The 24,714-nt window shown below is 73.7% G+C and carries 30 protein-coding genes; 22 read left to right on the top strand and 8 right to left on the bottom strand.

Annotated features, from left to right (window positions below; all coding sequences use genetic code 11):
• Positions 1–25: 25 nt before the first annotated feature.
• Together ACFOSY_RS20470 and ACFOSY_RS20475 are read right to left on the bottom strand one after the other, a co-directional pair.
• The gene (locus ACFOSY_RS20470; protein ID WP_394308902.1) at positions 26–964 is read right to left on the bottom strand and encodes an MBL fold metallo-hydrolase; all 939 of its coding nucleotides are present in this window, start codon (positions 962–964) and stop codon (positions 26–28) included.
• A gap of 29 nt (positions 965–993) precedes the next feature.
• Complete coding sequence (locus ACFOSY_RS20475) at positions 994–1,671, bottom strand: TetR/AcrR family transcriptional regulator (RefSeq protein WP_394308904.1); 678 nt, start codon at positions 1,669–1,671, stop codon at positions 994–996.
• Positions 1,672–1,895: 224 nt separating this feature from the next.
• Here ACFOSY_RS20475 and ACFOSY_RS20480 point away from each other — a divergent pair, with 224 nt between their 5' ends.
• The 3 genes from ACFOSY_RS20480 (at position 1,896) to ACFOSY_RS20490 (ending at position 4,514) form a co-directional block, all read left to right on the top strand.
• Positions 1,896–2,870, top strand: coding sequence for an ABC transporter ATP-binding protein (locus tag ACFOSY_RS20480; protein WP_006136116.1), 975 nt, complete (start codon positions 1,896–1,898; stop codon positions 2,868–2,870).
• 86 nt (positions 2,871–2,956) lie between these two features.
• A complete protein-coding gene (locus tag ACFOSY_RS20485) occupies positions 2,957–3,781 on the top strand; it encodes an ABC transporter permease (protein ID WP_394308906.1) in 825 nt (274 codons plus the stop codon).
• A 34-nt stretch (positions 3,782–3,815) separates the two neighbouring features.
• On the top strand, positions 3,816–4,514 hold the full coding sequence (locus ACFOSY_RS20490; protein WP_394308909.1) for an AAA family ATPase: 699 nt from the start codon (positions 3,816–3,818) through the stop codon (positions 4,512–4,514).
• Between the two features lie 133 nt (positions 4,515–4,647).
• Here the strand turns inward: ACFOSY_RS20490 and ybaK are convergent, their stop codons facing one another.
• The 4 genes from ybaK to ACFOSY_RS20510 form a co-directional block, all read right to left on the bottom strand.
• Positions 4,648–5,148, bottom strand: a complete 501-nt coding sequence (ybaK, locus tag ACFOSY_RS20495) for a Cys-tRNA(Pro) deacylase (protein ID WP_394308911.1) — start codon at positions 5,146–5,148, stop codon at positions 4,648–4,650.
• 41 nt (positions 5,149–5,189) lie between these two features.
• Entirely contained in the window at positions 5,190–5,930 is a 741-nt protein-coding gene (locus tag ACFOSY_RS20500) for an LON peptidase substrate-binding domain-containing protein (protein ID WP_394308913.1), read from the bottom strand.
• Positions 5,931–5,941: 11 nt separating this feature from the next.
• Positions 5,942–7,024 (bottom strand): hypothetical protein, encoded by a 1,083-nt coding sequence (locus ACFOSY_RS20505; protein ID WP_394308914.1) that lies wholly within the window; start codon positions 7,022–7,024, stop codon positions 5,942–5,944.
• 178 nt (positions 7,025–7,202) lie between these two features.
• Complete coding sequence (locus tag ACFOSY_RS20510; protein WP_394308916.1) at positions 7,203–8,780, bottom strand: oxidoreductase; 1,578 nt, start codon at positions 8,778–8,780, stop codon at positions 7,203–7,205.
• 192 nt (positions 8,781–8,972) lie between these two features.
• Here ACFOSY_RS20510 and hisD point away from each other — a divergent pair, with 192 nt between their 5' ends.
• The 8 genes from hisD to hisF are packed head-to-tail and all read left to right on the top strand — an operon-like array spanning position 8,973 to position 14,688.
• Positions 8,973–10,298 (top strand): histidinol dehydrogenase, encoded by a 1,326-nt coding sequence (gene hisD, locus ACFOSY_RS20515; RefSeq protein WP_394308918.1) that lies wholly within the window; start codon positions 8,973–8,975, stop codon positions 10,296–10,298.
• A complete protein-coding gene (locus ACFOSY_RS20520; RefSeq protein WP_394308920.1) occupies positions 10,295–11,407 on the top strand; it encodes a histidinol-phosphate transaminase in 1,113 nt (370 codons plus the stop codon). The genes hisD and ACFOSY_RS20520 overlap by 4 nt, the downstream gene beginning before the upstream one ends.
• A complete protein-coding gene (gene hisB, locus ACFOSY_RS20525) occupies positions 11,404–11,997 on the top strand; it encodes an imidazoleglycerol-phosphate dehydratase HisB (protein ID WP_225652901.1) in 594 nt (197 codons plus the stop codon). The genes ACFOSY_RS20520 and hisB overlap by 4 nt, the downstream gene beginning before the upstream one ends.
• A 3-nt stretch (positions 11,998–12,000) precedes the next feature.
• Positions 12,001–12,159, top strand: a complete 159-nt coding sequence (locus tag ACFOSY_RS20530) for a hypothetical protein (protein ID WP_006136103.1) — start codon at positions 12,001–12,003, stop codon at positions 12,157–12,159.
• A 4-nt stretch (positions 12,160–12,163) separates the two neighbouring features.
• A complete protein-coding gene (hisH, locus tag ACFOSY_RS20535; RefSeq protein WP_394308923.1) occupies positions 12,164–12,805 on the top strand; it encodes an imidazole glycerol phosphate synthase subunit HisH in 642 nt (213 codons plus the stop codon).
• A 4-nt stretch (positions 12,806–12,809) separates the two neighbouring features.
• Positions 12,810–13,535, top strand: coding sequence for a bifunctional 1-(5-phosphoribosyl)-5-((5-phosphoribosylamino)methylideneamino)imidazole-4-carboxamide isomerase/phosphoribosylanthranilate isomerase PriA (gene priA, locus ACFOSY_RS20540; protein WP_394308925.1), 726 nt, complete (start codon positions 12,810–12,812; stop codon positions 13,533–13,535).
• A complete protein-coding gene (locus ACFOSY_RS20545; protein ID WP_394308927.1) occupies positions 13,532–13,936 on the top strand; it encodes a Rid family hydrolase in 405 nt (134 codons plus the stop codon). Before priA ends, ACFOSY_RS20545 begins: the two co-directional genes overlap by 4 nt.
• Positions 13,933–14,688 (top strand): imidazole glycerol phosphate synthase subunit HisF, encoded by a 756-nt coding sequence (gene hisF, locus ACFOSY_RS20550; protein ID WP_394308929.1) that lies wholly within the window; start codon positions 13,933–13,935, stop codon positions 14,686–14,688. The genes ACFOSY_RS20545 and hisF overlap by 4 nt, the downstream gene beginning before the upstream one ends.
• A 3-nt stretch (positions 14,689–14,691) precedes the next feature.
• Here the strand turns inward: hisF and ACFOSY_RS20555 are convergent, their stop codons facing one another.
• On the bottom strand, positions 14,692–15,090 hold the full coding sequence (locus ACFOSY_RS20555; RefSeq protein ID WP_225652898.1) for a VOC family protein: 399 nt from the start codon (positions 15,088–15,090) through the stop codon (positions 14,692–14,694).
• A 23-nt stretch (positions 15,091–15,113) separates the two neighbouring features.
• On the bottom strand, positions 15,114–15,749 hold the full coding sequence (locus ACFOSY_RS20560) for a TIGR03085 family metal-binding protein (RefSeq protein ID WP_394308931.1): 636 nt from the start codon (positions 15,747–15,749) through the stop codon (positions 15,114–15,116).
• Between the two features lie 84 nt (positions 15,750–15,833).
• Between ACFOSY_RS20560 and hisI the strand changes: the two genes are divergently transcribed.
• The 11 genes from hisI to lgt all read left to right on the top strand — a co-directional run bounded on the left by hisI (position 15,834) and on the right by lgt (position 24,679).
• On the top strand, positions 15,834–16,217 hold the full coding sequence (gene hisI / locus ACFOSY_RS20565; protein ID WP_394308934.1) for a phosphoribosyl-AMP cyclohydrolase: 384 nt from the start codon (positions 15,834–15,836) through the stop codon (positions 16,215–16,217).
• 11 nt (positions 16,218–16,228) lie between these two features.
• Positions 16,229–17,722 carry an anthranilate synthase component I gene (locus ACFOSY_RS20570; RefSeq protein ID WP_394308936.1) on the top strand — a complete coding sequence of 498 codons (1,494 nt, stop codon included), beginning with the start codon at positions 16,229–16,231 and terminating at the stop codon, positions 17,720–17,722.
• Between the two features lie 42 nt (positions 17,723–17,764).
• Positions 17,765–18,412 carry a TIGR02234 family membrane protein gene (locus ACFOSY_RS20575; RefSeq protein ID WP_394308938.1) on the top strand — a complete coding sequence of 216 codons (648 nt, stop codon included), beginning with the start codon at positions 17,765–17,767 and terminating at the stop codon, positions 18,410–18,412.
• 109 nt (positions 18,413–18,521) lie between these two features.
• Positions 18,522–18,773, top strand: coding sequence for an HGxxPAAW family protein (locus tag ACFOSY_RS20580; protein ID WP_394308941.1), 252 nt, complete (start codon positions 18,522–18,524; stop codon positions 18,771–18,773).
• A gap of 74 nt (positions 18,774–18,847) precedes the next feature.
• Positions 18,848–19,282, top strand: coding sequence for a DUF2752 domain-containing protein (locus ACFOSY_RS20585; RefSeq protein WP_394308943.1), 435 nt, complete (start codon positions 18,848–18,850; stop codon positions 19,280–19,282).
• A 121-nt stretch (positions 19,283–19,403) separates the two neighbouring features.
• Positions 19,404–20,210: an indole-3-glycerol phosphate synthase TrpC gene (trpC, locus tag ACFOSY_RS20590; protein WP_394308945.1), complete on the top strand. Its 807-nt coding sequence runs from the start codon at positions 19,404–19,406 to the stop codon at positions 20,208–20,210.
• Positions 20,211–20,232: 22 nt separating this feature from the next.
• Entirely contained in the window at positions 20,233–20,376 is a 144-nt protein-coding gene (gene trpM, locus ACFOSY_RS20595) for a tryptophan biosynthesis modulator TrpM (protein ID WP_106429072.1), read from the top strand.
• A gap of 154 nt (positions 20,377–20,530) precedes the next feature.
• Positions 20,531–21,817 (top strand): tryptophan synthase subunit beta, encoded by a 1,287-nt coding sequence (gene trpB / locus ACFOSY_RS20600; RefSeq protein WP_394308947.1) that lies wholly within the window; start codon positions 20,531–20,533, stop codon positions 21,815–21,817.
• On the top strand, positions 21,814–22,629 hold the full coding sequence (trpA, locus tag ACFOSY_RS20605) for a tryptophan synthase subunit alpha (protein ID WP_394308949.1): 816 nt from the start codon (positions 21,814–21,816) through the stop codon (positions 22,627–22,629). The genes trpB and trpA overlap by 4 nt, the downstream gene beginning before the upstream one ends.
• 102 nt (positions 22,630–22,731) lie before the next feature.
• On the top strand, positions 22,732–23,508 hold the full coding sequence (locus ACFOSY_RS20610; protein ID WP_394308951.1) for a thioredoxin domain-containing protein: 777 nt from the start codon (positions 22,732–22,734) through the stop codon (positions 23,506–23,508).
• Positions 23,509–23,596: 88 nt separating this feature from the next.
• Positions 23,597–24,679 carry a prolipoprotein diacylglyceryl transferase gene (gene lgt, locus ACFOSY_RS20615; protein WP_394308953.1) on the top strand — a complete coding sequence of 361 codons (1,083 nt, stop codon included), beginning with the start codon at positions 23,597–23,599 and terminating at the stop codon, positions 24,677–24,679.
• Positions 24,680–24,714: the final 35 nt, after the last annotated feature.

Genomic DNA, 24,714 nt, shown 5'->3' on the forward strand with positions numbered 1-24,714 from the left:
CGAGTGACCACTACGGACCCGCGGATCAGGTCCGTGGGAAGGCAGCCCACTCCTTGATCGCGAAGCCGTCGCCCGCAGGGCGGACCTCGGCCGCACCGTGTCCCGGCCAGTGCGCCGGCACGACCAACTCCCCCCGCTCCGCCGCCCGGGCGAGATAAGCCCGCCGCGTCTTCGCGGCCAGCCGCAAGTCGTCGCAGAAGCAGCTGTTCCACCCCGGTTCAAGAACCTGCACCGGACTGTGCAGCAGGTCCCCGACGAACACCGCACGGTCCGTGCCCGAGCGCAGCGTGAGGGCGGACGAGCCGGGCGTGTGGCCCGGAGCCGCCTCCAGCAGCAGGTTGCCGTCGATGCGATGACAGCCCTCCCACAGCACCAGCTGCCCCGCCCGCTCGACCGGCGCGATGCTGTCCTCGAACACCAGCCTGCTGCCCTCCCAGCGCACGCGTTCGTGGTCGTCGCGCGGCGCCCGGCCGCCGCCGGGGCCGGGGCCCGCCGGGTCGAAGTACCGGTGGTCCACGCGCGGGACCAGGTACGTCGCGTTGGGGAAGGTCGGCACCCACTCCCCGCCCCGCCACTCGGTGTTCCAGCCGACGTGGTCGTAGTGGATGTGCGTGTTGACGACGACGTCGACGTCCTCGGGCGCGACGCCGGCCTCCCGCAGACGCGCGAGGAAGTCGGTGCGCAGGCGGGCGAACTGCGGGACCTGCGGGCGGTCCCGGCCGTTGCCGATCCCGGTGTCCACCAGGATCGTCCGGCCCTCGCTGCGCAGCACCCAGGTCTGGACGTGGCAGCGGTAGGCGTCGTCGGCGGGCGTCCAGAAGTCGGGCGCCAGCCAGTCCTCGTTGCGCCGCCAGATCTCCTCGTCGCTGTCCGGGATGATGAAACGCGCGGTGCGGACGGGTCCCGACCACTCGATCACGCGGGTGATCTCGACGTCGCCGAGCACGATGCCGGGTGCGGACATGGCTGGTCCTCCAGTGCGAACGGATTCGGTCAGGCTGGGCCGCTCCCGCCCGGGGGCGCGTAGCGGGCCAGGAAGGTGCGTACGGCCTCGTCGATCACCACGTCCGGGCCGGGTCCGCCGGCGATCTCCTCGGTGAAGGCCATGACGCGCGGCCAGACGAGGAACTCCTGGACGAGGCCCATGAACTGCCGTGCGGCGAGGCGGGTGTCCGGGCAGCGCAGCCGGCCCGCGCGGACCAGCGCGTCGAGGCGGTCGGTGAACGCCGCCGCCACCGGCCCCTTCCCCAGCCGGTAGAACTCCTCCGCGATCCACGGCAGCCGGGCGGACTCCGCCACCACGAGCCGCGCGAAACGGATCTGGTCCGTCTCGTCGGCGAAGCGCCGCAGTGAGCCGGCGAACGCGCGCAGCACCTCCTCGGCGCTCGCGTCCTCGGCGTCCTCGGCGTCCCCGGCCGGCCGCCGGTCCTGCTCGGCGAACGCCGCCCAGTGGTCGCGGACCATCTCCCGGAACACCGCCTCCTTCGACCCGAAGCGGTTGTAGACGGTCTGCCGGGAGAGACCGGCGCGCTCGGCGACCCGCTCCAGGGAGACCCCGGCGTAGCGGTCGGCCAGGAACAGCTCCTTCGCCGCGCGCAGGATCCTCAGGTCCGAGGCCGACCTGCGGCGCTCGGCGTCCCCGGCCGGGGCGTCCTCCGTACGGGCGGTCATGCGGGCTCCCTCCCTCAAGGTCCTTCTGGACTTTACAGTACAGTCAAATTCGAGCGGCGCGCATGCCGTCAGGGGTGCCGATCCCTCCCTCCGTGTCCGGTGCGTCCCCCCGGAGAAGGCCGGGCGGAAGGGTGACCCGGGAGCGGGGGGACGGGGGCGACCCCGTAGGCTCGTCCCTCGTGAGTACGCGCGCGGCACAGGCACATCGGCACGGTGGTGACGTCGTGTGCGCGGTGCGCGGGCTGACCAAGACCTATCCGGCGGTGCGCGGACGGCGCGGGGTGCCGGCGACGCCCGAGGTGCGGGCCACCGACGACGTGGCGCTCGACATCGCGCGCGGCGAGATCTTCGGCCTGCTCGGCCCGAACGGCGCCGGCAAGTCCACCCTCGTCCGGCAGATGACCGGCCTGATGCGGCCCGACAGCGGCAGCGTCGAGATCCTCGGCCACGACATCGTCCGCCACCCCGAGCGGGCCTCCCGCATCCTCGCCTACCTCGGGCAGGAGTCCAGCGCCCTCGACGAGCTGACCGTTTCCCTGGCCGCCGAGACCACCGGCCGGCTGCGCGGGCTCGACGCCCGCCAGGCCCGCGCCGAACGGGACGACGTGCTCGACGAGCTGGGGCTCGCCGCCCTCGCCTCCCGCCCGCTGCGCAAGCTCTCCGGCGGCCAGCGCCGGCTCGCCTGCTTCGCCGCCGCGCTGGTGGGGGAGCGGCCGCTGCTGGTGCTCGACGAGCCCACCACCGGCATGGACCCCGTGGCCCGGCGCGCCGTGTGGTCCGCCGTCGACCGCAGGCGCGCGGAGCACGGCACCACGGTGCTGCTGGTCACCCACAACGTCATCGAGGCCGAGACCGTGCTCGACCGGGTCGCCGTGCTCGACCGCGGCCGGGTCATCGCCTGCGACACCCCCAACGGGCTGAAGGAACAGGTCGCCGGGGAGGTCCGGGTCGAGCTGGTGTGGCGCGAGGCCGCGCCGCTGCACGTGCCCGAGGTGGCCGCGCTGCGCGACCGGGCCGTCGAGTCCGGCCGCCGCTGGACCCTGCGGCTGGCGCCCGAGGAGGCCCGCACCGTCGTCGCCACCGTCACCGGCGGCGCCGCCTTCGCCGCCCTCGACGACTTCACCCTCGCCACGCCCAGCCTGGAGGACGTGTACCTGGCGCTGGGCGGCGCCGTGCGGCAGGGACTGGTGAAGGCGTGAGCACACGGGCCGTGTCATCCGTACGGAACGGGGCGACCTCCGGAGCGGCTCCGGACGGATCTCCGAGCGAAGGGGAGCAGCACGACGTGAGTGTCGTACCCGCCGGCGCCCTGCCGGCCGGCGTCCTGACCGCGGAGGAGACCGCCCCGCCGCGGCCCGCCGCGCTCGGCCCGCGCGCGCGGCTGTGGCCGTCCCTGGCGGCCGTGTACCGGGCGCAGCTGTCCCGTGCCCGGGTGGCGCGGATCCCGCTGCTGTTCGTGGCGACCTTCCAGTCCGTCGGGATCATGATCCTGATGCGCGGCGTCGTCGACGGCGGCGGCGAGGCGCGGGCCGTGGTGGCCGGGTCGGCGGTGCTGGTCGTCGCCTTCGTCGCCCTCAACCTGCTCGCCCAGTACTTCGGCCAGCTCCGCGCCAGCGGCGGACTCGACCACTACGCCACCCTCCCCGTGCCGCCCGCGGCCGTGGTGCTGGGAGCGGCCGGCGCCTACGCGTCGTTCACCGTCCCCGGCACCGTCGTGACCGCCGTCGCCGGATGCGCCCTGTTCGGGCTGCCGCTCGGGCACCTGTGGATCCTGGCCGCCGTGATCCCCCTCGCGGGCGCCGCGCTCGCCGGGCTCGGCGCGGCCCTCGGACTGCTCGCGCCCCGGCCCGAACTGGCCACCCTGCTCGGCCAGCTCGGCATGTCGGCGGCGCTGCTGCTCGGCGTGCTGCCGCCGGAGCGCATGCCGGAGGCCGTCCGCGTGGCCCGCGACCTGCTGCCCTCGACGTACGGCGTCGAGGCCTTCGCGCGGACCTTCGCCCCGCACCCCGACTGGGCCCGCGTCCTCGGCGACCTCGCCGTGTGCGGGGTGGTCGGGGTGATCTCGCTGGCCGTGGCGACCTGGGCGTACCGCAGGGCCGCCGTCCGGTGACGCGGCGCACAGCCACGCCTGGCACGATGGCAGGGTGAGCGCACCTCTGACACCCCCGCCACCGCACGACCCCTCCGCGCACGACCCGTGGCAGCCGCCGTCCGGCGACGGCGCCGCAGGCGCGCACCGCTACGACGGCAAGCCCGGGCATGCCGCGTACCCGCGGCACGGCTGGTGGCGCGACGAGGACGGCCCCGGTCCGGCGAAGGAGCTCCGTGAGGCGGCCGTGGTGACCGTCGCGGTGGCCCTCGGCGGGGTGCTGCTCGGGGTGCTGTGGTGGTGGCTGGCGCCGCGCGTGCCGCTGGTCGGCGACGCCTCCGGTGACGCCTGGGTGGTCTACCTCAAGGACTCCGAGGGCGAACAGGGCATCGGCGTGGACGGCACGTTCACGCTCGTCGCCCTGGGCTGCGGCGTGCTGAGCGCCCTGGCGGTCTTCCTGGCGCGGCGGCGCGGTGGCGTCCCGCTGGTGGTGGCGCTGGCGGTCGGCGGGCTGCTCGGGTCGGTGCTGGCCTGGCGGCTCGGGGTGTGGCTCGGCCCCTCGCAGGACGTGATCGCGCAGGCCAAGGACGCGGGGAAGGGCGTCACCTTCGACGCCCCGCTGAAACTGAACGCCAAGGGCGCGCTGCTGGCGTGGCCGTTCGCGGCCCTGGTCTTCCACCTGGGCCTGACGGCCCTGTTCGGCCCCCGCGACCCGGAGGAATGGCTCCCGCCGGCCACCCAGCAGCCTCGCTGACCCTCAGGCCGGCCGCCGCCCATGGTTGGCCCGCCGCTTCCTGACCCGCCACCTGCGCTTACGCGTCCGCTTCGACATACCTGTGGTACTTGGCGGAGGCCCGGCCGGCCGTCGAGCCGCACAACAGGCCGCGCTACAGGCGGCCGATCGGGGCCACCGTCGCCGAGGTCAAGGCCGCCAGGTCGGTGGGGGCGAGTTCGACCTCCAGGCCGCGGCGGCCCGCCGAGACGCAGATCGTCGCGTGGCGGGTCGCGGACTCGTCCAGCACCGTCGGCAGCTTCTTGCGCTGGCCCAGCGGGGAGATGCCGCCCCGCACGTACCCCGTGGTGCGCTCCGCCAGGGCCGGGTCGGCCATCGCCGCGCGCTTGCCGCCGGCCGCCGAGGCCAGCGCCTTGAGGTCGAGCTGGCCCGCGACCGGCACCACCGCCACGGTCAGCGCGCCGTCGACGTCGGCCACCAGCGTCTTGAAGACCCGGTCGGGGGAGACGCCCATGGCCTCGGCCGCCTCCTCGCCGTAGCTCGGGTGGGAGGGGTCGTGCTCGTAGGAGTGCACCGTGAACGGCACCCCGGCCGCGGTCAGCGCCACCGTGGCGGGCGTGCCGTTGGACTGCTGCTTTTTGGACTTCTTGGCCATGCCGCTTGCCGCTCCACACGCGTCGGTAGCGTCGCAACGCTTCAGTTCAGACTCGTCGGCGCCCGCGTCAGCTCCGACGCGGGCAACGACGGAAGACTACGGATGATCGCCGTCTCCGTGCGCAGCAGTTTCAGCTCGTCGCGCAGCCGGGACGCGGTGTCCGGCGCCTGGAGCAGCCGCTGCCGCGTCGGCGTGTCCAGCATCATCGCGGCGGCGACCAGGTACGACACCACGCTGGGCTCGTCCGGCAGCTCGGTGTCCGAGGTCAGCGACCGCTCCCGCGCCCCCGCCAGCCGCTTCTGGTACTGCCGGAACGCCCGCAGCACGCCCTCCGCCAGCGGCCCCGCCTCCTCGCCCGGGTCCTCCTCCAGCGGCTCCAGCTCCGCCGTGAGGAACGGACCGGAGGCGTCGACCGACAGCAGCCGCATCCGGGTCGTGCCGGTCGCCAGCACCTCGAAGGTGCCGTCGGCCCGCTCGCGGATCGTCGCCGCGTCGGCGACGCACCCCACCTTGTGGAAGGCGCGCAGCGGATCCTCCCCGAAGCCGGCCGCCGGCCCCCGCTCGGGCACGGCCGTGGGGTCGGGCAGCCCGGGGGCGCTCGGCGCGACCTCGTGGCCGTCCCGGATCGCCACCACGGCGAACTGCCGTGGCTCGTCCTCGGGGGTCTTCAACAGCTCGCGCATCATGGCGCGATAACGCTCCTCGAAGACGTTGAGCGGGAGCACGAGCCCCGGGAACAGCACCGTGTTCAGGGGGAAGAGCGGAAGCCGGACGGTGGTCACATCGCAAGAGCCTAATGGCCGCCGGGCTCCCGCCGTCCCCGCTGTTCGCTCCGCGGGCGCGCGGACCCGGCGGCGGAGGCGTCCGCCCCGGCCGCCCCGGCGCCCGACGCGACCGCCCGCAGCGCCTCCTGACGGACCTCCAGGAACCGCCCGAGCGGATCGTCGGCGTCCCGGTCCCAGGGGAAGGAGGTGGCGTACGGGCCGGTCAGCCGAAACTGCTCCAGCGCGTCCCGCGGGCGCCCGAGGCGGACCAGCACGCAGGCCAGCAGGTTGCGCAGCTCGGCCGGCCACGGCTGGGCCGACGGCAGCCGCGCGGACAGGGCGACGGCCCGGTCGGCGGCCGCGTCCAGCCGGGCGCGCCCGACCGCCGGGCCGCAGCCGTCGGTGAGGTAGCCGTACGCCGCCCGCAGCGGCAGCGCCTGGGTGAGCGAGCCCTCCGGCGCGTCCTGCGCGGCCGTGTCGGCGAAGTCGAAGCACTCGCGGTGCGAGCCGTGCCAGGAGGACGCCAGGTAGCGCAGGGCCGCCACATGGCAGCCGTGGTGGTGCGGGGCGCGGCGCACCGCCGCCTCCCACAGCTCCTCGAAGTACGTGTGGCCGGCCCGCGCGCCGCGCGCGTGGTCCAGGGCCAGCCGCCACGGCACCGGGTCACGGTGATCGGCGCGGGCGGCCGCGGTGATCAGCGGGCTCACCTCCCGCAGCAGCTCGGCGCGGGCCGGCGAGTCCCAGACCCGGTCCACCGCCCGCTGGGCGTCCACCAGCAGCGCGTCCGGGTCTCGCGGGGCGCGGGCCCGCCAGGCGTCCAGCCACTCGGGCCGCGACCGCGCGAAGGCGGCGAGCCGCCGCACGTAGCGGTCGCGGTGCTCCCAGGCGGCACTTCGGCGGGTGGCGAGGAGCAGTTCGGCGGCGGGCGCGTGGTCGCCGGCCGCGGCGCCGACCAGCGCCCGGCCCAGCGCGTCGTCCGGCACGTCGAGGAGCACCTCGTCGTCGGCGGGCAGCCCGACCGGAGCGGGGGGCGGCGACGGGGTGCCCGTCCGCTTCCCTCGCACCTTCGGCGTGCGGGTGAACGCGTGCAGCAGAGCCATGGTGTCGACCATTGAAAGACCGCAGGTCACGGCTGCGCCAGGGTCCACGCGGAAGTCGCGGAAAGTTGTACGGGGGTGAGTCAAGGCCCGGTAAAAACGCGGGGCTCGGCAGGCGTCTCAGGCCTCGCCGGCCCCACCTCTCGCACGTATGTCGCACGGATGTCGCACACGGACCTGCGCCCTCGGACCCTCACGTGCGCCGCAGCGTGCGGGTCGCCCCCGCAGCCACCGTCGTCGCCAGGATCCAGCCCAGCAGGATGAACGCCGCCGACAGCCACTGCCAGCCCCCGCGCAGCTGCCAGAACCCCACCTGGCCCAGGTCGATCACCGGAAGCAGCAGATCCAGCGCGAACAGCGCCGGATTCCAGTCCGGGTGCTCGCCGGCCTTCAGCGGCGGATGGTCCGCCCGCGCGAACGCCACCGAACCCGCCGCCCACAGCACCGCCATCCACACCGCGGCCCGGCCCGGGCGGTACCCGTAGGCGACCGTCCAGTCCTGCGCGTACCCCCACAGCTTCGCGGCGAGCGGCAGGCTCTCGCGGCGCCGCCGCTGCTTGGCCAGCAGCACCTCCCGCGCGTCCTCGTCCGCCCCGCCGCCCCGCAGCACCGCGGCCAGCCGCTCGTACGGCTCCGGGGAGTACTCGGCGCTCGCCGCGTCCACCCAGCGCAGCCGCAGCGCCAGCGGGAACGGGCCGCGCGGCACCAGGTTCTCGTAGGCGAAGCCGCCCATGTGCAGCCGGCCCGGGCCCGGCCAGCTGTCCGCCCGGTCCATCAGGTTCACCACCCGCGCCCCCGACAGCACCACCCGCCCGCGCGCCGGCCGCTGCCCGAGGAACCGCAGCTCCGGCGTCTGCACCCGGCGCAGCGACAGCTCCTGCTCGTCGGTGAAGGTGAACGCGGCCCCCTCGAAGTCGACCGCGTCCCCGAACCGCCCGTCGTCCAGCCGGATCCCGCCCTCGCAGTCGAACCGCTGGATGCGCGTGCCCCGCGCGGGCGTCATGCCGCTGCGGGCCTGCGCCCCCACTCCGGCCGGGGTCAGGTACAGCGAGCGCTCCACGGTCAGCTGCGGCGCGTTCAGCGCGAACCGGCCGTGCGGGTTGACCAGCCGGGCGCCGCGCAGGCTCAGCGAGACGCCGATGGTCGCGCCGCGCAGGCTCAGCTCGCCGTACGACTCCAGCATCTCCGCCTGGAGGTCCTGGCCGACGCTCATCCCGTCCCCGGCGATGGAACGGCCGCTGCGGTCGCGGTGCACGACCGCCTGGTTGAGCAGCAGGTCCGTGCCGATCCGGGCGTCGGTGAGCCGTATGCCGCCCAGGAAGCGGCAGCGCGGCAGATGCAGATCGCCCTCGGTGTGCAGCCGGGCGGCCTCGAGCCGGGGTATGGAGCAGTCCACCAGCCGCATCGTGGTGAACCGCGCCTCCGGCAGCAGCACGTCCCGCTCGAAACGGCAGCCGCGCATCTCCACGTACGGCACGACCGTGCCCCCGGCCAGGTCCAGCGGGCCGCTGATCCGCACCCCGACCAGCTTCAGCGAGGAGACCCGGCCGGCCAGCGCGGGCGGGCCGTCCAGCAGCAGCCAGCACACCACCCGGGCCCGCACCGTGCGCTCGGGTCCCCAGGGGTGTCCGCCGTGCGGATCGTCGACCAGCGCGTCGCCGCTGCTCAGGTCGTACACGCTGCCGTTGCGGAAGGCCTGCCACATCCCCGCCTCCGCGGCGGTCAGGTCCTCCGGCGGCTCGCCGCCCTGCGGTCCCGCCCCCTCGGCCACGGCACTCCCCTCCCCCTCATTACTCACCGGTTCATCGCGTCGTACAGCCGTTCATGCCCGGTACGGTGAGGTGTTGAACACGGAAAGTGAAGAGGATCTCGAAAACGAGCGCGGAACGTCACCACGAGCGTGATGTATCAGCCACTGGAACGGGCGGACGTCCTCCCGGGCGGGTCTGAGAGAATTGAGCACGTGATCTCGCGAATCGACCTGCGCGGCGACGCCCTCCCCGAGGGCCCCGCCCTGCGCGACCTGCTGCCCCGAGCCGACTTCGACGTCGCGGCCGCCCTGGAGAAGGTGCGGCCCATCTGCGAGGACGTGCATCATCGGGGCGACGCGGCGCTGATCGACTTCGCCGAGCGCTTCGACGGCGTGCAGCTCGACCAGGTCCGGGTGAAGGCCGCCGCGCTGGAGCGCGCGCTGGACGAGCTCGACCCGGCCGTGCGCGCCGCCCTGGAGGAGTCGATCCGCCGGGCCCGCCTCGTCCACCGCGCGCAGCGCCGCACCACGCACACCACCCAGGTCGTGCCGGGCGGCACGGTCACCGAGAAGTGGGTCCCGGTCGACCGCGTCGGCCTGTACGCGCCGGGCGGCCGGGCCGTCTACCCGTCGTCCGTGATCATGAACGTGGTGCCCGCCCAGGAGGCCGGCGTCCCGTCCCTCGCGCTCGCCTCCCCGGCCCAGGCCGACTTCGGCGGCCTGCCGCACCCGACCATCCTCGCCGCCTGCGCCCTGCTCGGCGTCGACGAGGTGTACGCGGCCGGCGGCGCCACCGCCGTCGCGATGTTCGCGTACGGCACCGAGTCCTGCCCGCCCGCGAACATGGTCACCGGCCCCGGCAACATCTGGGTCGCCGCCGCCAAGCGCTACTTCACCGGGAAGATCGGCATCGACGCCGAGGCCGGCCCGACCGAGATCGCGATCCTCGCGGACTCCACGGCCGACCCGGTGCACGTCGCCTCCGACCTGATCAGCCAGGCCGAGCACGACCCGCTGGCCGCCGCCGTCCTGGTCACCGACTCCACGGACCTCGCGGACGCGGTGGAGAAGGAGCTGGAGCCCCAGGTCAAGGCCAGCAAGCACGTCGACGAGCGGATCGTCCCGGCCCTGTCCGGCCGCCAGTCCGCGATCGTGCTGGTGGACGGCGTCGAGGAGGGCCTGCGGGTCGTCGACGCGTACGGCGCCGAGCACCTGGAGATCCAGACCGCCGACGCCGCCGCGGTCGCCGACCGGGTGCGCAACGCCGGCGCGATCTTCATCGGCCCCTGGTCCCCGGTCTCCCTCGGCGACTACGCGGCCGGCTCCAACCACGTGCTGCCCACCGGCGGCTGCGCCTGCCACTCCTCGGGCCTGTCCGTGCAGTCCTTCCTGCGCGGCATCCACGTCGTCGACTACACCGAGGACGCGCTGGCCGAGGTCGCGCACCACGTGGTCACGCTGGCGGAGGCGGAGGACCTGCCCGCGCACGGCGCGGCGGTCAAGGCCAGGTTCGGCTGGAAGGTGCCCGAGAACAAGTGAGCGACGTGAGCATCGACGATCTCCCCGTACGGGACGAGCTGCGCGGCAAGTCCCCCTACGGCGCGCCCCAGCTGGACGTCCCCGTACGGCTCAACACCAACGAGAACCCCTACCCGCTGCCCGAGCCGCTGGTCGAGCGGATCGCCGAGCGGGTCCGCGAGGCCGCCCGGCACCTCAACCGCTACCCCGACCGGGACGCGGTCGAACTGCGCACCGGACTGGCCGCATACCTGACGAAGACCGCCGGCCACCCGGTCGCCGTGGAGAACGTGTGGGCGGCCAACGGCTCCAACGAGGTCATCCAGCAGCTGCTCCAGACCTTCGGCGGACCCGGCCGCACCGCCCTCGGCTTCGAGCCGTCGTACTCGATGCACGCGCTGATCGCGCGCGGCACCGGCACCGGCTGGATCTCCGGCCCGCGCGGCCAGGACTTCTCCCTCGACCTGCCCGCCGCCGAGAAGGCGATCGCCGAGCACCGGCCGGACGTCGTCTTCGTCACCACCCCCAACAACCCCACCGGCAACGCGGTCCCCGCCGACGCGGTGCGCGCCGTGTACGACGCCGCGCAGGCCGCCAGGCCGTCGATCGTGGTCGTCGACGAGGCGTACGTGGAGTTCAGCCACGGCGACTCGCTGCTGCCGCTGCTCGACGGACGCCCCCACCTGGTCATCTCCCGCACCATGTCCAAGGCGTTCGGCGCCGCCGGACTGCGCCTCGGCTACCTCGCCGCGCACCCCGCGGTCGTCGACGCCGTCCAGCTGGTGCGGCTGCCGTACCACCTGTCGGCGATCACCCAGGCGACCGCGCTGGCCGCCCTGGAGCACACCGACACCCTGCTCGGCTACGTCGAGCAGCTGAAGGCGGAGCGGGACCGGCTGGTCGCCGAACTGCGCTCCCTGGGCTACGAGGTGACCGACTCCGACGCCAACTTCGTCCAGTTCGGCCGCTTCCAGGACTCCCACGCCGTGTGGCGGCAGATCCTCGACCGGGGCGTCCTGGTCCGGGACAACGGCGTACCGGGATGGCTGCGGGTCACCGCGGGCACCCCGGCCGAGAACGACGCGTTCCTCGACGCGGTCCGTGACATCAAGAAGGAGCAGAGCGCATGAGCCGCGTTGGACGCGTGGAACGCACCACCAAGGAGACGTCCGTCCTCGTCGAGATCGACCTCGACGGCACCGGCAGGACCGAGATCTCCACCGGAGTCGGCTTCTACGACCACATGCTCGACCAGCTCGGCCGCCACGGTCTGTTCGACCTGACCGTGAAGACCGAGGGCGACCTCCACATCGACTCCCACCACACCATCGAGGACACCGCCCTCGCGCTCGGCGCCGCCTTCAAGCAGGCGCTCGGCGACAAGGTGGGCATCTACCGCTTCGGCAACTGCACGGTCCCGCTGGACGAGTCCCTCGCCCAGGTCACCGTCGACCTCTCCGGCCGCCCCTACCTGGTGCACACCGAGCCCGAGAACATGGCGCCGATGATCGGCTCCTACGACGTGACGATGACCCGGCACATCCTGGAGTCCTTCGTCGCCCAGGCGCAGATCGCGCTCCACGTGCACGTGCCCTACGGGCGCAACGCCCACCACATCGTGGAGTGCCAGTTCAAGGCCCTCGCCCGCGCCCTGCGCTACGCCTCCGAGCGCGACCCGCGCGCGGCCGGCATCCTCCCGTCCACGAAGGGCGCGCTGTAGACCATGAACGGACTGTCCACCGTCCTGATCGTCGTCGGTCTGTTCTTCGTCGGCGGGATCATCTCCTTCGTCAAGCAGAAGATGCCCGCGAGCCTGATCACGCTGATGTCCGTCGGCGCCGCGCTGTGCATCGTCACGGGCCTGCTCCAGATGGAGGTGTGAGCCCTTGAGCACCACCAGGAAGGTCGTGGTCTTCGACTACGGCTTCGGCAACGTCCGCTCCGCCGAGCGCGCCCTCGCGCGCGCCGGGGCCGACGTGGAGATCACCCGCGACTTCGACACGGCGATGAACGCCGACGGGCTGCTGGTGCCCGGCGTCGGCGCCTTCGCCGCCTGCATGAAGGGCCTCAAGGAGGCCCGCGGCGACTGGATCGTCGACCGCCGCCTGGCCGGCGGCCGCCCCGTCATGGGCATCTGCGTCGGCATGCAGATCCTCTTCGCCCGCGGCATCGAGCACGGCGTCGAGGCCGAGGGCCTCGACGAGTGGCCCGGCTCCGTCGAGCCGCTCCAGGCCGACGTCGTGCCCCACATGGGCTGGAACACCGTGGACGCCCCGGCCGGCTCCGAGCTGTTCGCCGGCCTCGACGCGGACGCCCGCTTCTACTTCGTGCACTCCTACGCCGTCCACGACTGGTCGTTCGAGATCACCAACGCGGCGATGAAGCCCCCGCTCGTCACCTGGACCACCCACGGCAAGCCCTTCGTCGCCGCCGTGGAGAACGGCTCCCTGTGGGCCACCCAGTTCCACCCCGAGAAGTCCGGCGACGCCGGCGCCCAGCTCCTCACCAACTGGATCGGAACCCTGTAGAGACATGGCCACGCTCGAACTCCTCCCCGCCGTCGACGTCCGCGACGGCCAGGCCGTCCGCCTCGTGCACGGCGAGTCCGGCACCGAGACCTCCTACGGCTCGCCGCTGGAGGCCGCGCTCGCCTGGCAGCGCTCCGGCGCCGAGTGGCTGCACCTGGTCGACCTGGACGCCGCGTTCGGCACCGGCGACAACCGCGAGCTGATCGCGGAGGTCACCCGGGCGATGGACATCAAGGTGGAGCTGTCCGGCGGCATCCGCGACGACGACACCCTCGCCGCCGCCCTCGCCACCGGCTGCACCCGCGTCAACCTCGGCACCGCCGCCCTGGAGACCCCCGAGTGGGTCGCCAAGGTCATCGCCGAGCACGGCGACAAGGTCGCCGTCGGCCTCGACGTGCGCGGCACCACCCTGCGCGGCCGCGGCTGGACCCGCGACGGCGGCGACCTCTACGAGACGCTGGACCGCCTCGACAAGGAGGGCTGCGCCCGCTACGTCGTCACCGACATCGCCAAGGACGGCACCCTCCAGGGCCCCAACCTGGAACTGTTGAAGAACGTCTGCGCCGCCACCGACCGCCCGGTGGTCGCCTCCGGCGGGGTGTCCTCGCTGGACGACCTGCGCGCGATCGCCGAACTCGTCCCGCTCGGCGTCGAGGGCTCCATCGTCGGCAAGGCCCTGTACGCCAAGGCGTTCACCCTGGAAGAGGCCCTGGAGGCTGTGTCGCGATGACATCCGATGCCGTACGGCGCGTGCAGAGCGAGAACCCCTGGGAGGAGATCCTCGGCTCCGCGCGCGCCGTCGCGGCCGGCGACCGCGTCCTGGTCGCGGGCACCACCGCGTTCCGGGGCGACGTGCTGTACGGGGAGGGCGACCCGTACGAGCAGGCCAAGGTCGCCTTCACCGGCGCGCTGGAGGCGATCGCGGAGTTCGGGCTCGACGCCGGGTCCGTGATCCGCACCCGGCTCCATCTCGCCCACGCGCGGGACGTGGACGCGGCCTGCCGCGCGCACAAGGAGCTGTTCGACGCGGTCCGTCCGGTCACCACGCTGCTGGTGGTCGAGGGCTTCGTCGACCCGCGCGTACTGGTCTCAGTGGAACTCGAAGCATTCAGAGGAGCCGTGGATTCATGACCCTGGCGGTCCGAGTCATCCCCTGCCTGGACGTGGACGGCGGCCGGGTCGTCAAGGGCGTCAACTTCCAGAACCTGCGCGACGCGGGCGACCCCGTCGAGATGGCCAAGGTGTACGACGCCGAGGGCGCCGACGAGCTGACGTTCCTGGACATCACCGCGTCCTCCGGCAACCGCGAGACCACCTACGATGTGGTCCGCCGCACCGCCGAGCAGGTGTTCATCCCGCTCACCGTCGGCGGCGGCGTGCGCACCGCCGAGGACGTCGACAAGCTGCTGCGGGCCGGCGCCGACAAGGTGGGCGTCAACACGGCCGCCATCGCCCGGCCCGACCTCATCCGCGAGATCGCCGAGCGGTTCGGCCGCCAGGTGCTCGTCCTCTCCGTCGACGCCCGGCGCACCGAGGGCGGGACCTTCGAGGTCACCACGCACGGCGGCCGCAAGGGCACCGGCATCGACGCCGTCGAGTGGGCGCACCGCGCCGCCGAGCTGGGCGCGGGCGAGATCCTGCTGAACTCCATGGACGCCGACGGCACCAAGGACGGCTACGACCTGGAGATGATCGCCGCCGTGCGCAAGCACGTCACCGTCCCGGTGATCGCCTCCGGCGGCGCCGGCAGGCTCACCGACTTCCCGCCCGCGGTCGCCGCCGGCGCGGACGCGGTGCTGGCCGCCTCGGTGTTCCACTTCGGCGACCTGCGCATCGGCGAGGTCAAGCAGACCCTCAGGGACGCCGGCCACCCGGTGCGGTGAGCCTCAGTTCAGCGGCTGCGTGAGCTGGATCAGGTTGCCGACCGTGTCGTCGAGCAGCGCGGTCAGCACCGGGCCCTGCTTCTCCGGCTCCCGGACGAAGTGGACGCCCTCCCCGCGCAGCCGCTCGAACTCCGCGCGGAGGTCGTCCACCGAGAACACGATCGACGGCAGCCCCGCCTCCCGCACCGCGCGTCGGTAGGGCTCCGCGATCGGCCCGTCGCCCGGCTCCAGCAGCAGCTCCAGATCCGGCTGTGCGCCCTCCCGCGCGCCCACGGTGACGAACGGCGTGCCGCCACCCGGGTCCACATGGGTGCGGGTCTCGAAGCCGAGCACCCCGGTGTAGAAGGCGTGCGCCTTGGCCACGTCCTCCACGTACACACTCGTCATGGCGACCTTGATCACGAGTTGCGCCTTTCCGGAGCGGATCAGATGCCGAGCTGTTTCGTCGCGCGCAGCTCGGCGATCGCGTTCTCGTCGCCGTCCAGCTCCACCTTCGCGGCGCCCTGCCGGCCGTACGCGAACATCACCAGCTCGGACGGCTCCCCGGTCACCGTCACCACCGGCGCCCCGCGCCGCGCCACCGCCGTCTGCCCGTCCGGGCGGCGCAGCACCAGACCGGTCGGCACCCCGCGCCCCATCAGCCGGGCCGAACGCTCCAGACGCGACCACAGGGCGTCCTGGAACACCGGGTCCAGCTCGCGCGGCGTCCAGTCCGGCTGCGCCCGGCGGACGTCCTCGGCGTGGACGTAGAACTCGATCACGTTCGACATCTCGTCGACCTGCTTGAGCGAGAAGGGGGAGAACCGCGGCGGGCCGGTGCGGATCAGCTGGATCAGCTCGTCGTACGGCTTCGCCAGGAACTCCGCCGTCACCCGCTCCAGACGCGACGCCAGCTGCTTCACCAGGATGCCGCCCGCCGCGTCCGGACGGCGCTCGCGCACCACCACGTGCGCGGCCAGGTCCCGGGTGGTCCAGCCCTCGCAGAGGGTGGGCGCCTCCGGGCCCGCGGTCTGAAGCAGGTCGGCCAGGAGAAGTCGTTCACGCTTGGCATGGGTCGACATGCCAGCCAGCCTACGGCGGGCCGTGACGTCCGGACAGTGGACGGCCACCCGGGGGCGTCCGTCCCGCGCGGCACAATAGCCACCATGACCAGCTTGCCCCGGCCCAGCTCCCTGGACCCTCGGATCGCCGCGCGGCTCAAGCGCAGCGCCGACGGCCTCCTGCCCGCGATCGCCCAGCAGTACGACACCGGAGAGGTGCTGATGCTGGGCTGGATGGACGACGAGGCGCTGCACCGCACCCTCACCACCGGCCGCTGCACCTACTGGTCGCGCAGCCGCCAGGAGTACTGGGTCAAGGGCGACACCTCGGGCCATGTCCAATGGGTGAAGTCGGTCGCGCTGGACTGTGACGCCGACACCGTGCTGGTGAAGGTCGACCAGGTGGGGGCCGCCTGCCACACCGGCGACCGCACCTGCTTCGACGCCGACGTCCTGGCGGTGGCGGACGCCCCCGCCGAAGATCAGTAAGGTCTGCCGCCATGGACCTCGAGACGTTCCGCAAGCTCGCCACCGACCGCCGGGTCGTCCCGGTCACCCGCAAGCTCCTCGCCGACGGCGACACCCCGGTCGCGCTCTACCGCAAGCTCGCCGCCGAGCGCCCCGGCACCTTCCTGCTGGAGTCCGCCGAGAACGGGCGCTCCTGGTCCCGGTACTCCTTCGTCGGCGTACGGTCCGCCGCCACCCTCACCGAGCGCGGCGGACAGGCCCACTGGGAGGGCACCCCGCCCGTCGGCGTGCCCGTCGACGGCGACCCGCTCGCCGCGCTGCGCGCCACCCTCGAGGCCCTGCACACCCCCCGCGACCTCGCCCAGGACCTCGGCCTGCCGCCCTTCACCGGCGGCGTGGTCGGCTACCTCGGCTACGACATCGTGCGCCGCCTGGAGAAGATCGGCCCCGGTGAGCGGGACGACCTGAAACTGCCCGAGCTGACCATGCTGCTCACCAGCGACCTCGCCGTCATGGACCACTGGGAGGGCTCCGTCTGGCTGATCGCCAACGCGATCAACCACAACGACCTGGAGACCGGCGTCGACGAGGCCTACGCGGACGCCGTGGCCCGGCTCGACGCCATGGAGGCCGACCTCGCCCGCCCGGTCGCCCAGCCCCCGGCCGTCCTGCCGCCGTCCGAGCTGCCCGGGTACACCGCGCTGTGGGGCGGCCCCGACTTCCAGGCTGCCGTGGAGGACGTCAAGGAACGCATCCGCGCCGGGGAGGCCTTCCAGGTCGTGCCCTCCCAGCGGTTCGAGACGCCGTGCACGGCGAGCGCTCTGGACGTCTACCGGGTGCTGCGCGCCACCAACCCGTCGCCGTACATGTACCTGTTCCGCCTCGACGGCTTCGACGTCGTCGGCTCGTCCCCCGAGGCCCTGGTGAAGGTCGAGGACGGGCAGGCGATGGTGCACCCCATCGCCGGCACCCGGCACCGCGGCGCCACCCCCCAGGAGGACCAGGCGCTCGCCGAGGAACTGCTCGCCGACCCCAAGGAGCGCGCCGAGCACCTGATGCTCGTCGACCTCGGCCGCAACGACCTCGGGCGGGTGTGCGAGCCCGGCTCCGTCGAGGTCGTCGACTTCATGTCCGTCGAGCGCTACTCGCACGTGATGCACATCGTCTCCACGGTCACCGGACGGGTCGCCGCCGGCCGCACCGCCTTCGACGTGCTCACCGCCTGCTTCCCGGCCGGCACCCTCTCCGGCGCGCCCAAGCCCCGCGCCATGCAGATCATCGACGAGCTGGAGCCGTCCCGGCGCGGCCTGTACGGCGGCTGCGTCGGCTACCTCGACTTCGCCGGCGACTCCGACACGGCCATCGCCATCCGCACCGCCCTGCTGCGCGACGGCACCGCCTACGTGCAGGCCGGCGCGGGGATCGTGGCCGACTCCGACCCGGTCGCCGAGGACACCGAGTGCCGCAACAAGGCGGCCGCCGTGCTGCGCGCCGTCCACACCGCGAACCGGCTGGGTGACGGCTGACACATCCCCCCGGATGCCGCGACGGCCGGGGGCCGCGCCATAGTGGAGGGCGTGACAGCCGTACCCAGCCCCAGCCCCCGCCCCGAGCCCGCCGGCCCCTCCCGGACCGGCCGCACGAGCCTCGCCGCCGCCCTGCTGAGCGGCGCCCTCGGCGCGGCCGTGGCCCTGCTCGCCACCCGGCAGGAGTGGTCGGAGGGCGTCGCGACGGTGGCCGGCGGCGCGTTCCCGCTGACCGCCACGGGCAGTGACGTCACCGGCGTGCCCGCCGCCCTGGCCGTCGTCGGGCTCGCCGCCCTGGTCGCCGTCTTCGCCGTGCGCCGCGCCGGGCGGCTCGCCGTCGCCGCCGTGCTCGCCCTCTCCGGCGCCGGCACGGTCGCCGCCGCGCTGCTCGGGGCGTCCGACTCCGCCGCCCTCGACGAGAAGGCCGCGCGGGCCTCCGGGGACGCCTCCGCGACCGTCGGCGCCCTCTCCCACACCGCCTGGCCGTACGTGGCCGCCGTCGGCGGACTGCTGCTGCTGGTCGCGGGACTGCTCGCGCTGCGTTTCGGGCGCCTGTGGCCCGCCATGTCCGGCCGCTACGAGCGCGGCGGCGCCCCCCGCCCCCGCCGCGCGGCCGCCCCCGCCGACCCGGACCGCCCCGAGGAGCTCTGGAAGGCCCTCGACCGAGGTGAGGACCCCACAGGCGCCTGAGGCGCCCAACCCGCCCACGGCCGACCCCGGCGCACGGCGGCCCGGCGTGTGCGGGACAATGGGGACGAGCGTCCCGCTCACCCACGCACACGGCAACGAGGAGCAAGCAATGGCGGGCAGCAGCCACGGTCACACCCCGGCCGCCTGGACCGGTGTCATCATCGCCTTCATCGGTTTCTGCGCCGCGGGCGCGTTCATGGTGATGGACCGACCCGTGGGCTTCTGGGCCGGTCTGGGCGTCGTCCTCCTCGGCGGCGTGGTCGGCGCCGTCATGCGCTCGATGGGGCTGGGCCAGCCCAAGAGCGACCACCCGGTGCACGCGACCACCGGCGACCGCGAGCCGGCCCGCGCCCAGGGCTGAACCCGCGGACCACTCCGTACGGGGCGGCGGCCGGCCGTGAGCCGGAGCCGCCCCCGCGGCGTGTCCGGGGGACAATGCCTCCCGTGAACGCCCCGAGCCCCCACGCGGTCCCCGGCCGGGCGGCCCGCCTCGCCGCCCCCGCCGGACTGCTCGCCGCCGTGACCGCCGCCTTCGCCTACGTCGCCGCCGTCGACCCCAACGAGCCCGGCCACTACCCCGTCTGCCCGCTGCTGCGACTCACCGGACTGTACTGCCCCGGCTGCGGCGGCCTGCGCAGCGCCCACGCCGTCGCCCACGGCGACCTGGCGGCCGCCCTCCAGGCCAACGCCCCCGCCGTCCTCGGCTACGCGGCCTTCGCCGTGCTGTGGACCGTCTGGGTGGTCCACGCGGCACGCGGCCGCCCCCTGCGTCTCGACCCACCACCCGCGGTGCTCTGGACGGCGGGCACCCTGCTGCTGGCCTTCACGGTGCTCCGGAACACCCCGTTCGGCGGCTGGCTGCACCCGTGACCGCACCAGGTGATCGTCCAGGTGCTGGACGGCGCGGCGGCCGGATGCGGGGCATTCGCCCTGCTCCGGATACCATCGCAGGGACCAGCCAAGCCCGACCGTCAGGAAGGGGGCCGCTCGCGTGAGTGTGCTCGACGAGATCATCGACGGAGTCCGTGCCGACCTCGCGGAGCGGCAGGCGCGCGTCAGCCTCGACGAGCTCAAGGAGCGCGCGGCCAAGGCGCCCGCCGCCAAGGACGGCGTGGCCGCCCTGCGCGGCGACGGCGTCAAGGTGATCTGCGAGGTCAAGCGCTCCAGCCCGTCCAAGGGCGCGCTCGCCGCGATCGCCGACCCGGCAGGCCTCGCCGCCGACTACGAGGCGGGCGGCGCCGCCGTCATCTCCGTCCTCACCGAGCAGCGCCGCTTCGGCGGTTCGCTGGCCGACCTGGAGGCCGTCCGCGCCAAGGTCGACATCCCGGTGCTGCGCAAGGACTTCATCGTCACCTCGTACCAGCTCTGGGAGGCCCGCGCGTACGGCGCCGACCTGGCGCTGCTGATCGTGGCCGCCCTGGAGCAGTCCGCCCTGGAGTCGCTCATCGAGCGCGCCCGGTCCATCGGCCTCACCCCGCTGGTCGAGGTGCACGACGAGGACGAGGTGGAGCGGGCCGTCGACGCCGGCGCCCAGGTCATCGGTGTCAACGCGCGCAACCTCAAGACCCTCGAGGTCGACCGCGGCACCTTCGAGCGGGTCGCCCCGGAGATCCCGGCCCACCTGGTGAAGGTCGCCGAGTCCGGCGTGCGCGGCCCGCACGACCTGATCGCCTACGCCAACGCCGGGGCGGACGCCGTCCTGGTCGGCGAGTCCCTGGTGACCGGCAAGGACCCCAAGACGGCGGTCGCCGACCTGGTCGCCGCGGGCGAACACCCGGCCCTGCGGCACGGCCGCTGAGACCTCGCTAGGCTGACCCCCGATGACGCTCTCCCGACTCGCCCGAGGCTGCCGCCCCCGAGGCTGCCGCGCCCCCGCCCGCCGGGTGCACGGCCGCAGGGTCCGCTACGTCATCGGCGACGAACCGGGCCAGGTGAACGGCAGACGATGGCAGCGCGCCCCCTAGGGGCGCGGGACTCTGTCGAATGTGCGGCTACCGCCGCGCCCCCCAGGGGCGCGAGGAACTGCGCGACCAGCCACAAACGGGCTGCGGCCGCACAACAGGCTCCGCCCCCACGGCGAACAGTGTCATTCCCACACACTCACCGTGAGGTACACCCATGCCCAGCACCTTCTTCATCCCCGACCCGGAGGGTCAACTCCCCACCACCGACGGCTACTTCGGCGCCTTCGGCGGTAAGTTCATCCCCGAGGCCCTCGTCGCCGCCGTCGACGAGGTCGCCGTCGAGTACGACAAGGCCAAGCACGACCCCGAGTTCGCCCGCGAGCTCGACGACCTCCTGGTCCACTACACCGGCCGCCCCAGCGCCCTCACGGAAGTGCCCCGCTTCGCCGAGCACGCCGGAGGCGCCCGCGTCTTCCTCAAGCGCGAGGACCTGAACCACACCGGCTCGCACAAGATCAACAACGTGCTGGGCCAGGCCCTGCTCACCAAGCGCATGGGCAAGACCCGCGTCATCGCCGAGACCGGCGCCGGACAGCACGGCGTGGCCACCGCCACCGCCTGCGCCCTGTTCGGCCTCGAGTGCACGATCTACATGGGCGAGATCGACACTCGGCGCCAGGCCCTCAACGTGGCCCGGATGCGCATGCTCGGCGCCGAGGTCATCGCCGTGAAGTCCGGCAGCCGCACCCTGAAGGACGCCATCAACGAGGCGTTCCGCGACTGGGTCGCCAACGTCGACCGCACGCACTACCTCTTCGGCACCGTCGCAGGACCGCACCCCTTCCCGGCGATGGTCCGCGACTTCCACCGCGTCATCGGCGTCGAGGCCCGCCGCCAGCTCCTGGAGCGCGCCGGGCGCCTGCCCGACGCGGCCGTCGCCTGCGTCGGCGGCGGCTCCAACGCCATCGGCCTGTTCCACGCCTTCATCCCGGACGCGTCCGTCCGCCTGATCGGCTGCGAACCGGCCGGACACGGCATCGAGACCGGCGAGCACGCGGCCACCCTCACCGCGGGCGAGCCCGGCATCCTGCACGGCTCCCGCTCCTACGTCCTCCAGGACGACGAGGGCCAGATCACCGAGCCGTACTCGATCTCCGCCGGCCTGGACTACCCCGGCATCGGCCCCGAGCACGCCCACCTCAAGGACAGCGGCCGCGGCGAGTACCGCGCGGTCACCGACGACGCCGCCATGCAGGCGCTGCGCCTGCTGTCGCGCACCGAGGGCATCATCCCGGCCATCGAGTCCGCGCACGCCCTGGCCGGCGCCCTGGAGGTCGGCCAGGAGCTGGGCAAGGACGGGCTGATCGTCGTCAACCTGTCCGGGCGCGGTGACAAGGACATGGACACCGCGGCCCGCTACTTCGGGCTGTACGACACGGACGCCGAGGTCGCCGCCGACGAGGCCGGCACCACCGCCGAGATCGAGGGGGACGCCAAGTGAGCGGGAACGTACGGCTGCTGAGCGACACTCTCGCCGCGGCGAAGGCGGAGGGCCGCTCCGCCCTCATCGCCTACCTCCCGGCCGGGTTCCCGACCGTGGACGGCGGCATCGAGGCGGTCAAGGCGGCGCTGGAGGGCGGCGCGGACGTCGTCGAGGTGGGGCTGCCGCACAGCGACCCGGTGCTCGACGGTCCGGTCATCCAGACCGCCGACGACATCGCCCTGCGCGGCGGGGTGCGGATCGCCGACGTGATGCGCACGGTGCGCGAGGCGCACGAGGCCACCGGCAAGCCGATCCTCGTGATGACGTACTGGAACCCCATCGACCGCTACGGCGTGGAGCGGTTCACCGCCGAGCTGGCGGAGGCGGGCGGCGCCGGCTGCATCCTGCCCGACCTGCCGGTCCAGGAGTCCGCCCTGTGGCGGGAGCACGCCGAGAAGCACGGGCTGGCCACGGTCTTCGTGGTCGCGCCCAGCAGCAAGGACGAGCGGCTCGCCGAGATCACCGCGGCCGGCAGCGGCTTCGTCTACGCGGCCTCCCTGATGGGCGTGACCGGCACACGCGAGTCGGTCAGCTCGCAGGCCGAGGACCTGGTGCGGCGCACCCGCGCCACCACCGACATCCCCGTCTGCGTCGGACTCGGCGTCTCCAACCCGGCGCAGGCCGCGGAGGTCGCCCGGTTCGCCGACGGGGTGATCGTCGGCTCGGCCTTCGTCAAGCGGATGCTGGACGCGCCCGACGACGCGGCGGGCGTCGAGGCGGTCCGGGCCCTCGCCGGTGAGCTGGCCGAAGGCGTGCGCGGACAGGTGTGACCGCACCGGCAGGCCGTCCGCGGCGGGCCGTCGGGGTCCCTCGTACGGGTGGACCTGGGACCGGGGAGGCGCTGGGCGCCTCCCCGGTTCGTTCTGCGGGGTGTGAGCGAGAAGAACCGTGAGGGAAAGCGCACCGCCCGGGAGCGGCTGGCGGCAGAGCGCGAGAAGCAGAAGACGGCGGAGAAGCGGCGCCGCACCCTGATCGTGGGCGCGAGCGTGGTCTGCGTCCTGGGGCTCGCGGCCGTGATCGGCGTCGTCGCCGCCAACTCCGGCGGGGACGACGAGAGCAAGGCGTCCGGCCCGGTCGTGGCGCCCTCGGGGGCCCAGGGCCAGGACGGGCTGGCCATCCCGGTGGGCAAGGAGGACGCCAAGGCCACCCTCACGGTGTGGGAGGACTTCCGCTGCCCCGCCTGCAAGTCGTTCGAGCAGACCTACCGCCCGACGCTGAACGAGCTGACCGAGGCGGGCAAGCTCAAGGTCGAGTACCACCTGGTCACGCTGATCGACGGCGGCCTGGGCGGCAGCGGCTCGCTGAGCGCGGCCAACGCCGCCGCGTGCGCCCAGGACGCGGGCAAGTTCACCGCGTACCACGACGTGCTGTTCGAGAACCAGCCGATGGAGAGCGACGACGCCTTCTCCGACGACGCCAAGCTGATCGATCTGGCGGGCAAGGTCGACGGGCTCGACACCCCCGGGTTCCGCACCTGCGTCGAGGACGGCACGCACGACAGCTGGGTGGTCAAGTCCAACGAGGCCTTCCAGAAGGGCGGCTTCAGCGGCACCCCGACGGTGCTGTTCGACGGCAAGAACATCTACCAGGACCGTTCCATGACGCCCGAGAAGTTCAAGCAGATGGTCGAGGAGGCGAACAAGGGCTAGGGGCCCCGTCCCCCGGAAGCCCTGTTATGGAGCCGTAGCCGGGCTGCCTGCCGTGCGGGCGGTCCGGCACGGTAGCGTCGGTCCTGCCATGGAACTTGCCTACATTCCCAGCCCGTCGAGCGGGGTGCTGTACCTCGGCCCCGTTCCGCTGCGCGGCTACGCGTTCTGCATCATCATCGGCGTCTTCGTTGCCGTCTGGCTCGGCAACAAGCGCTGGATCGCCCGGGGCGGGCGGGCCGGCACAGTGGCGGACATCGCTGTCTGGGCCGTGCCGTTCGGCCTGGTCGGCGGCCGGCTCTACCACGTGATCACGGACTACCAGCTGTACTTCAGCGAGGGCCGTGACTGGGTGGACGCCTTCAAGATCTGGGAGGGCGGCCTCGGCATCTGGGGCGCCATCGCACTGGGCGCGCTCGGCGCGTGGATCGGCTGCCGCCGCCGGGGCATCCCGCTGCCCGCGTACGCCGACGCCATCGCCCCCGGCATCGCCCTCGCGCAGGCCATCGGCCGCTGGGGCAACTGGTTCAACCAGGAGCTGTACGGCCGGGCCACCGACCTGCCGTGGGCGGTGGAGATCACCTCCTCCTCCGACGGCCGGATGCCGGGCACCTACCACCCGACGTTCCTCTACGAGTCGCTGTGGTGCATCGGCGTGGCGCTGCTGGTGATCTGGGCCGACCGGCGCTTCACACTCGGCCACGGCCGCGCCTTCGCGCTGTACGTCGCCGGGTACTGCACGGGCCGCTTCTGGATCGAGTACATGCGGGTCGACGAGGCGCACCACATCCTCGGCCTGCGGCTGAACAACTGGACGGCGCTCCTGGTCTTCCTGCTGGCGGTGCTCTACATCGTGCTGTCGGCGCGCAAGCGTCCCGGCCGGGAGGCCGTGGTCGAGCCGGGCGCGCCCGACGGCGACGGCGCGGCGGCCGACGAGAAGAAGACCGACGGCGAGAAGACCGACGGGAAGACCGGCGGCGACGCGACCGGCACGGCGGACGCCTCCGACGAGGACGCGCAGCCGGACGCCGCCACGGACACCGACGACACCGGGAAGCCCGGGAAGCCGGAGAAGCCCGGGAAGCTCGAGAAGGCGGAGAAGTCCGGCGAGCCGGAGCCGGCCGAGGAGCCGGAGGAGTCCAAGGACGGGGCCGGGTCGGCCAAGAAGGGCTGACCGCCTGCCGCGGACGTGCCGAGGGCGCCCGGGAA

The sequence above is a fragment of the Streptomyces lusitanus genome (assembly GCF_042647945.1).
Classification (GTDB): domain Bacteria; phylum Actinomycetota; class Actinomycetes; order Streptomycetales; family Streptomycetaceae; genus Streptomyces; species Streptomyces pseudogriseolus.

Excerpts from the sequence above, each read along its gene's own strand:
- ACFOSY_RS20545 (WP_394308927.1), top strand. The coding sequence starts at position 13,532 with ATGACATCCGATGCCGTACGGCGCGTGCAGAGCGAGAACCCCTGGGAG.
- ACFOSY_RS20570 (WP_394308936.1), top strand. The coding sequence starts at position 16,229 with ATGGACCTCGAGACGTTCCGCAAGCTCGCCACCGACCGCCGGGTCGTC.
- ACFOSY_RS20475 (WP_394308904.1), bottom strand. The coding sequence starts at position 1,671 with ATGACCGCCCGTACGGAGGACGCCCCGGCCGGGGACGCCGAGCGCCGC.
- trpM (WP_106429072.1), top strand. The coding sequence starts at position 20,233 with ATGACGCTCTCCCGACTCGCCCGAGGCTGCCGCCCCCGAGGCTGCCGC.
- hisI (WP_394308934.1), top strand. The coding sequence starts at position 15,834 with ATGACCAGCTTGCCCCGGCCCAGCTCCCTGGACCCTCGGATCGCCGCG.
- ACFOSY_RS20470 (WP_394308902.1), bottom strand. The coding sequence starts at position 964 with ATGTCCGCACCCGGCATCGTGCTCGGCGACGTCGAGATCACCCGCGTG.
- ACFOSY_RS20585 (WP_394308943.1), top strand. The coding sequence starts at position 18,848 with ATGCCTCCCGTGAACGCCCCGAGCCCCCACGCGGTCCCCGGCCGGGCG.
- trpB (WP_394308947.1), top strand. The coding sequence starts at position 20,531 with ATGCCCAGCACCTTCTTCATCCCCGACCCGGAGGGTCAACTCCCCACC.
- ybaK (WP_394308911.1), bottom strand. The coding sequence starts at position 5,148 with ATGGCCAAGAAGTCCAAAAAGCAGCAGTCCAACGGCACGCCCGCCACG.
- ACFOSY_RS20530 (WP_006136103.1), top strand. The coding sequence starts at position 12,001 with ATGAACGGACTGTCCACCGTCCTGATCGTCGTCGGTCTGTTCTTCGTC.
- priA (WP_394308925.1), top strand. The coding sequence starts at position 12,810 with ATGGCCACGCTCGAACTCCTCCCCGCCGTCGACGTCCGCGACGGCCAG.
- hisB (WP_225652901.1), top strand. The coding sequence starts at position 11,404 with ATGAGCCGCGTTGGACGCGTGGAACGCACCACCAAGGAGACGTCCGTC.
- hisF (WP_394308929.1), top strand. The coding sequence starts at position 13,933 with ATGACCCTGGCGGTCCGAGTCATCCCCTGCCTGGACGTGGACGGCGGC.
- lgt (WP_394308953.1), top strand. The coding sequence starts at position 23,597 with ATGGAACTTGCCTACATTCCCAGCCCGTCGAGCGGGGTGCTGTACCTC.
- ACFOSY_RS20580 (WP_394308941.1), top strand. The coding sequence starts at position 18,522 with ATGGCGGGCAGCAGCCACGGTCACACCCCGGCCGCCTGGACCGGTGTC.
- ACFOSY_RS20505 (WP_394308914.1), bottom strand. The coding sequence starts at position 7,024 with ATGGTCGACACCATGGCTCTGCTGCACGCGTTCACCCGCACGCCGAAG.
- ACFOSY_RS20560 (WP_394308931.1), bottom strand. The coding sequence starts at position 15,749 with ATGTCGACCCATGCCAAGCGTGAACGACTTCTCCTGGCCGACCTGCTT.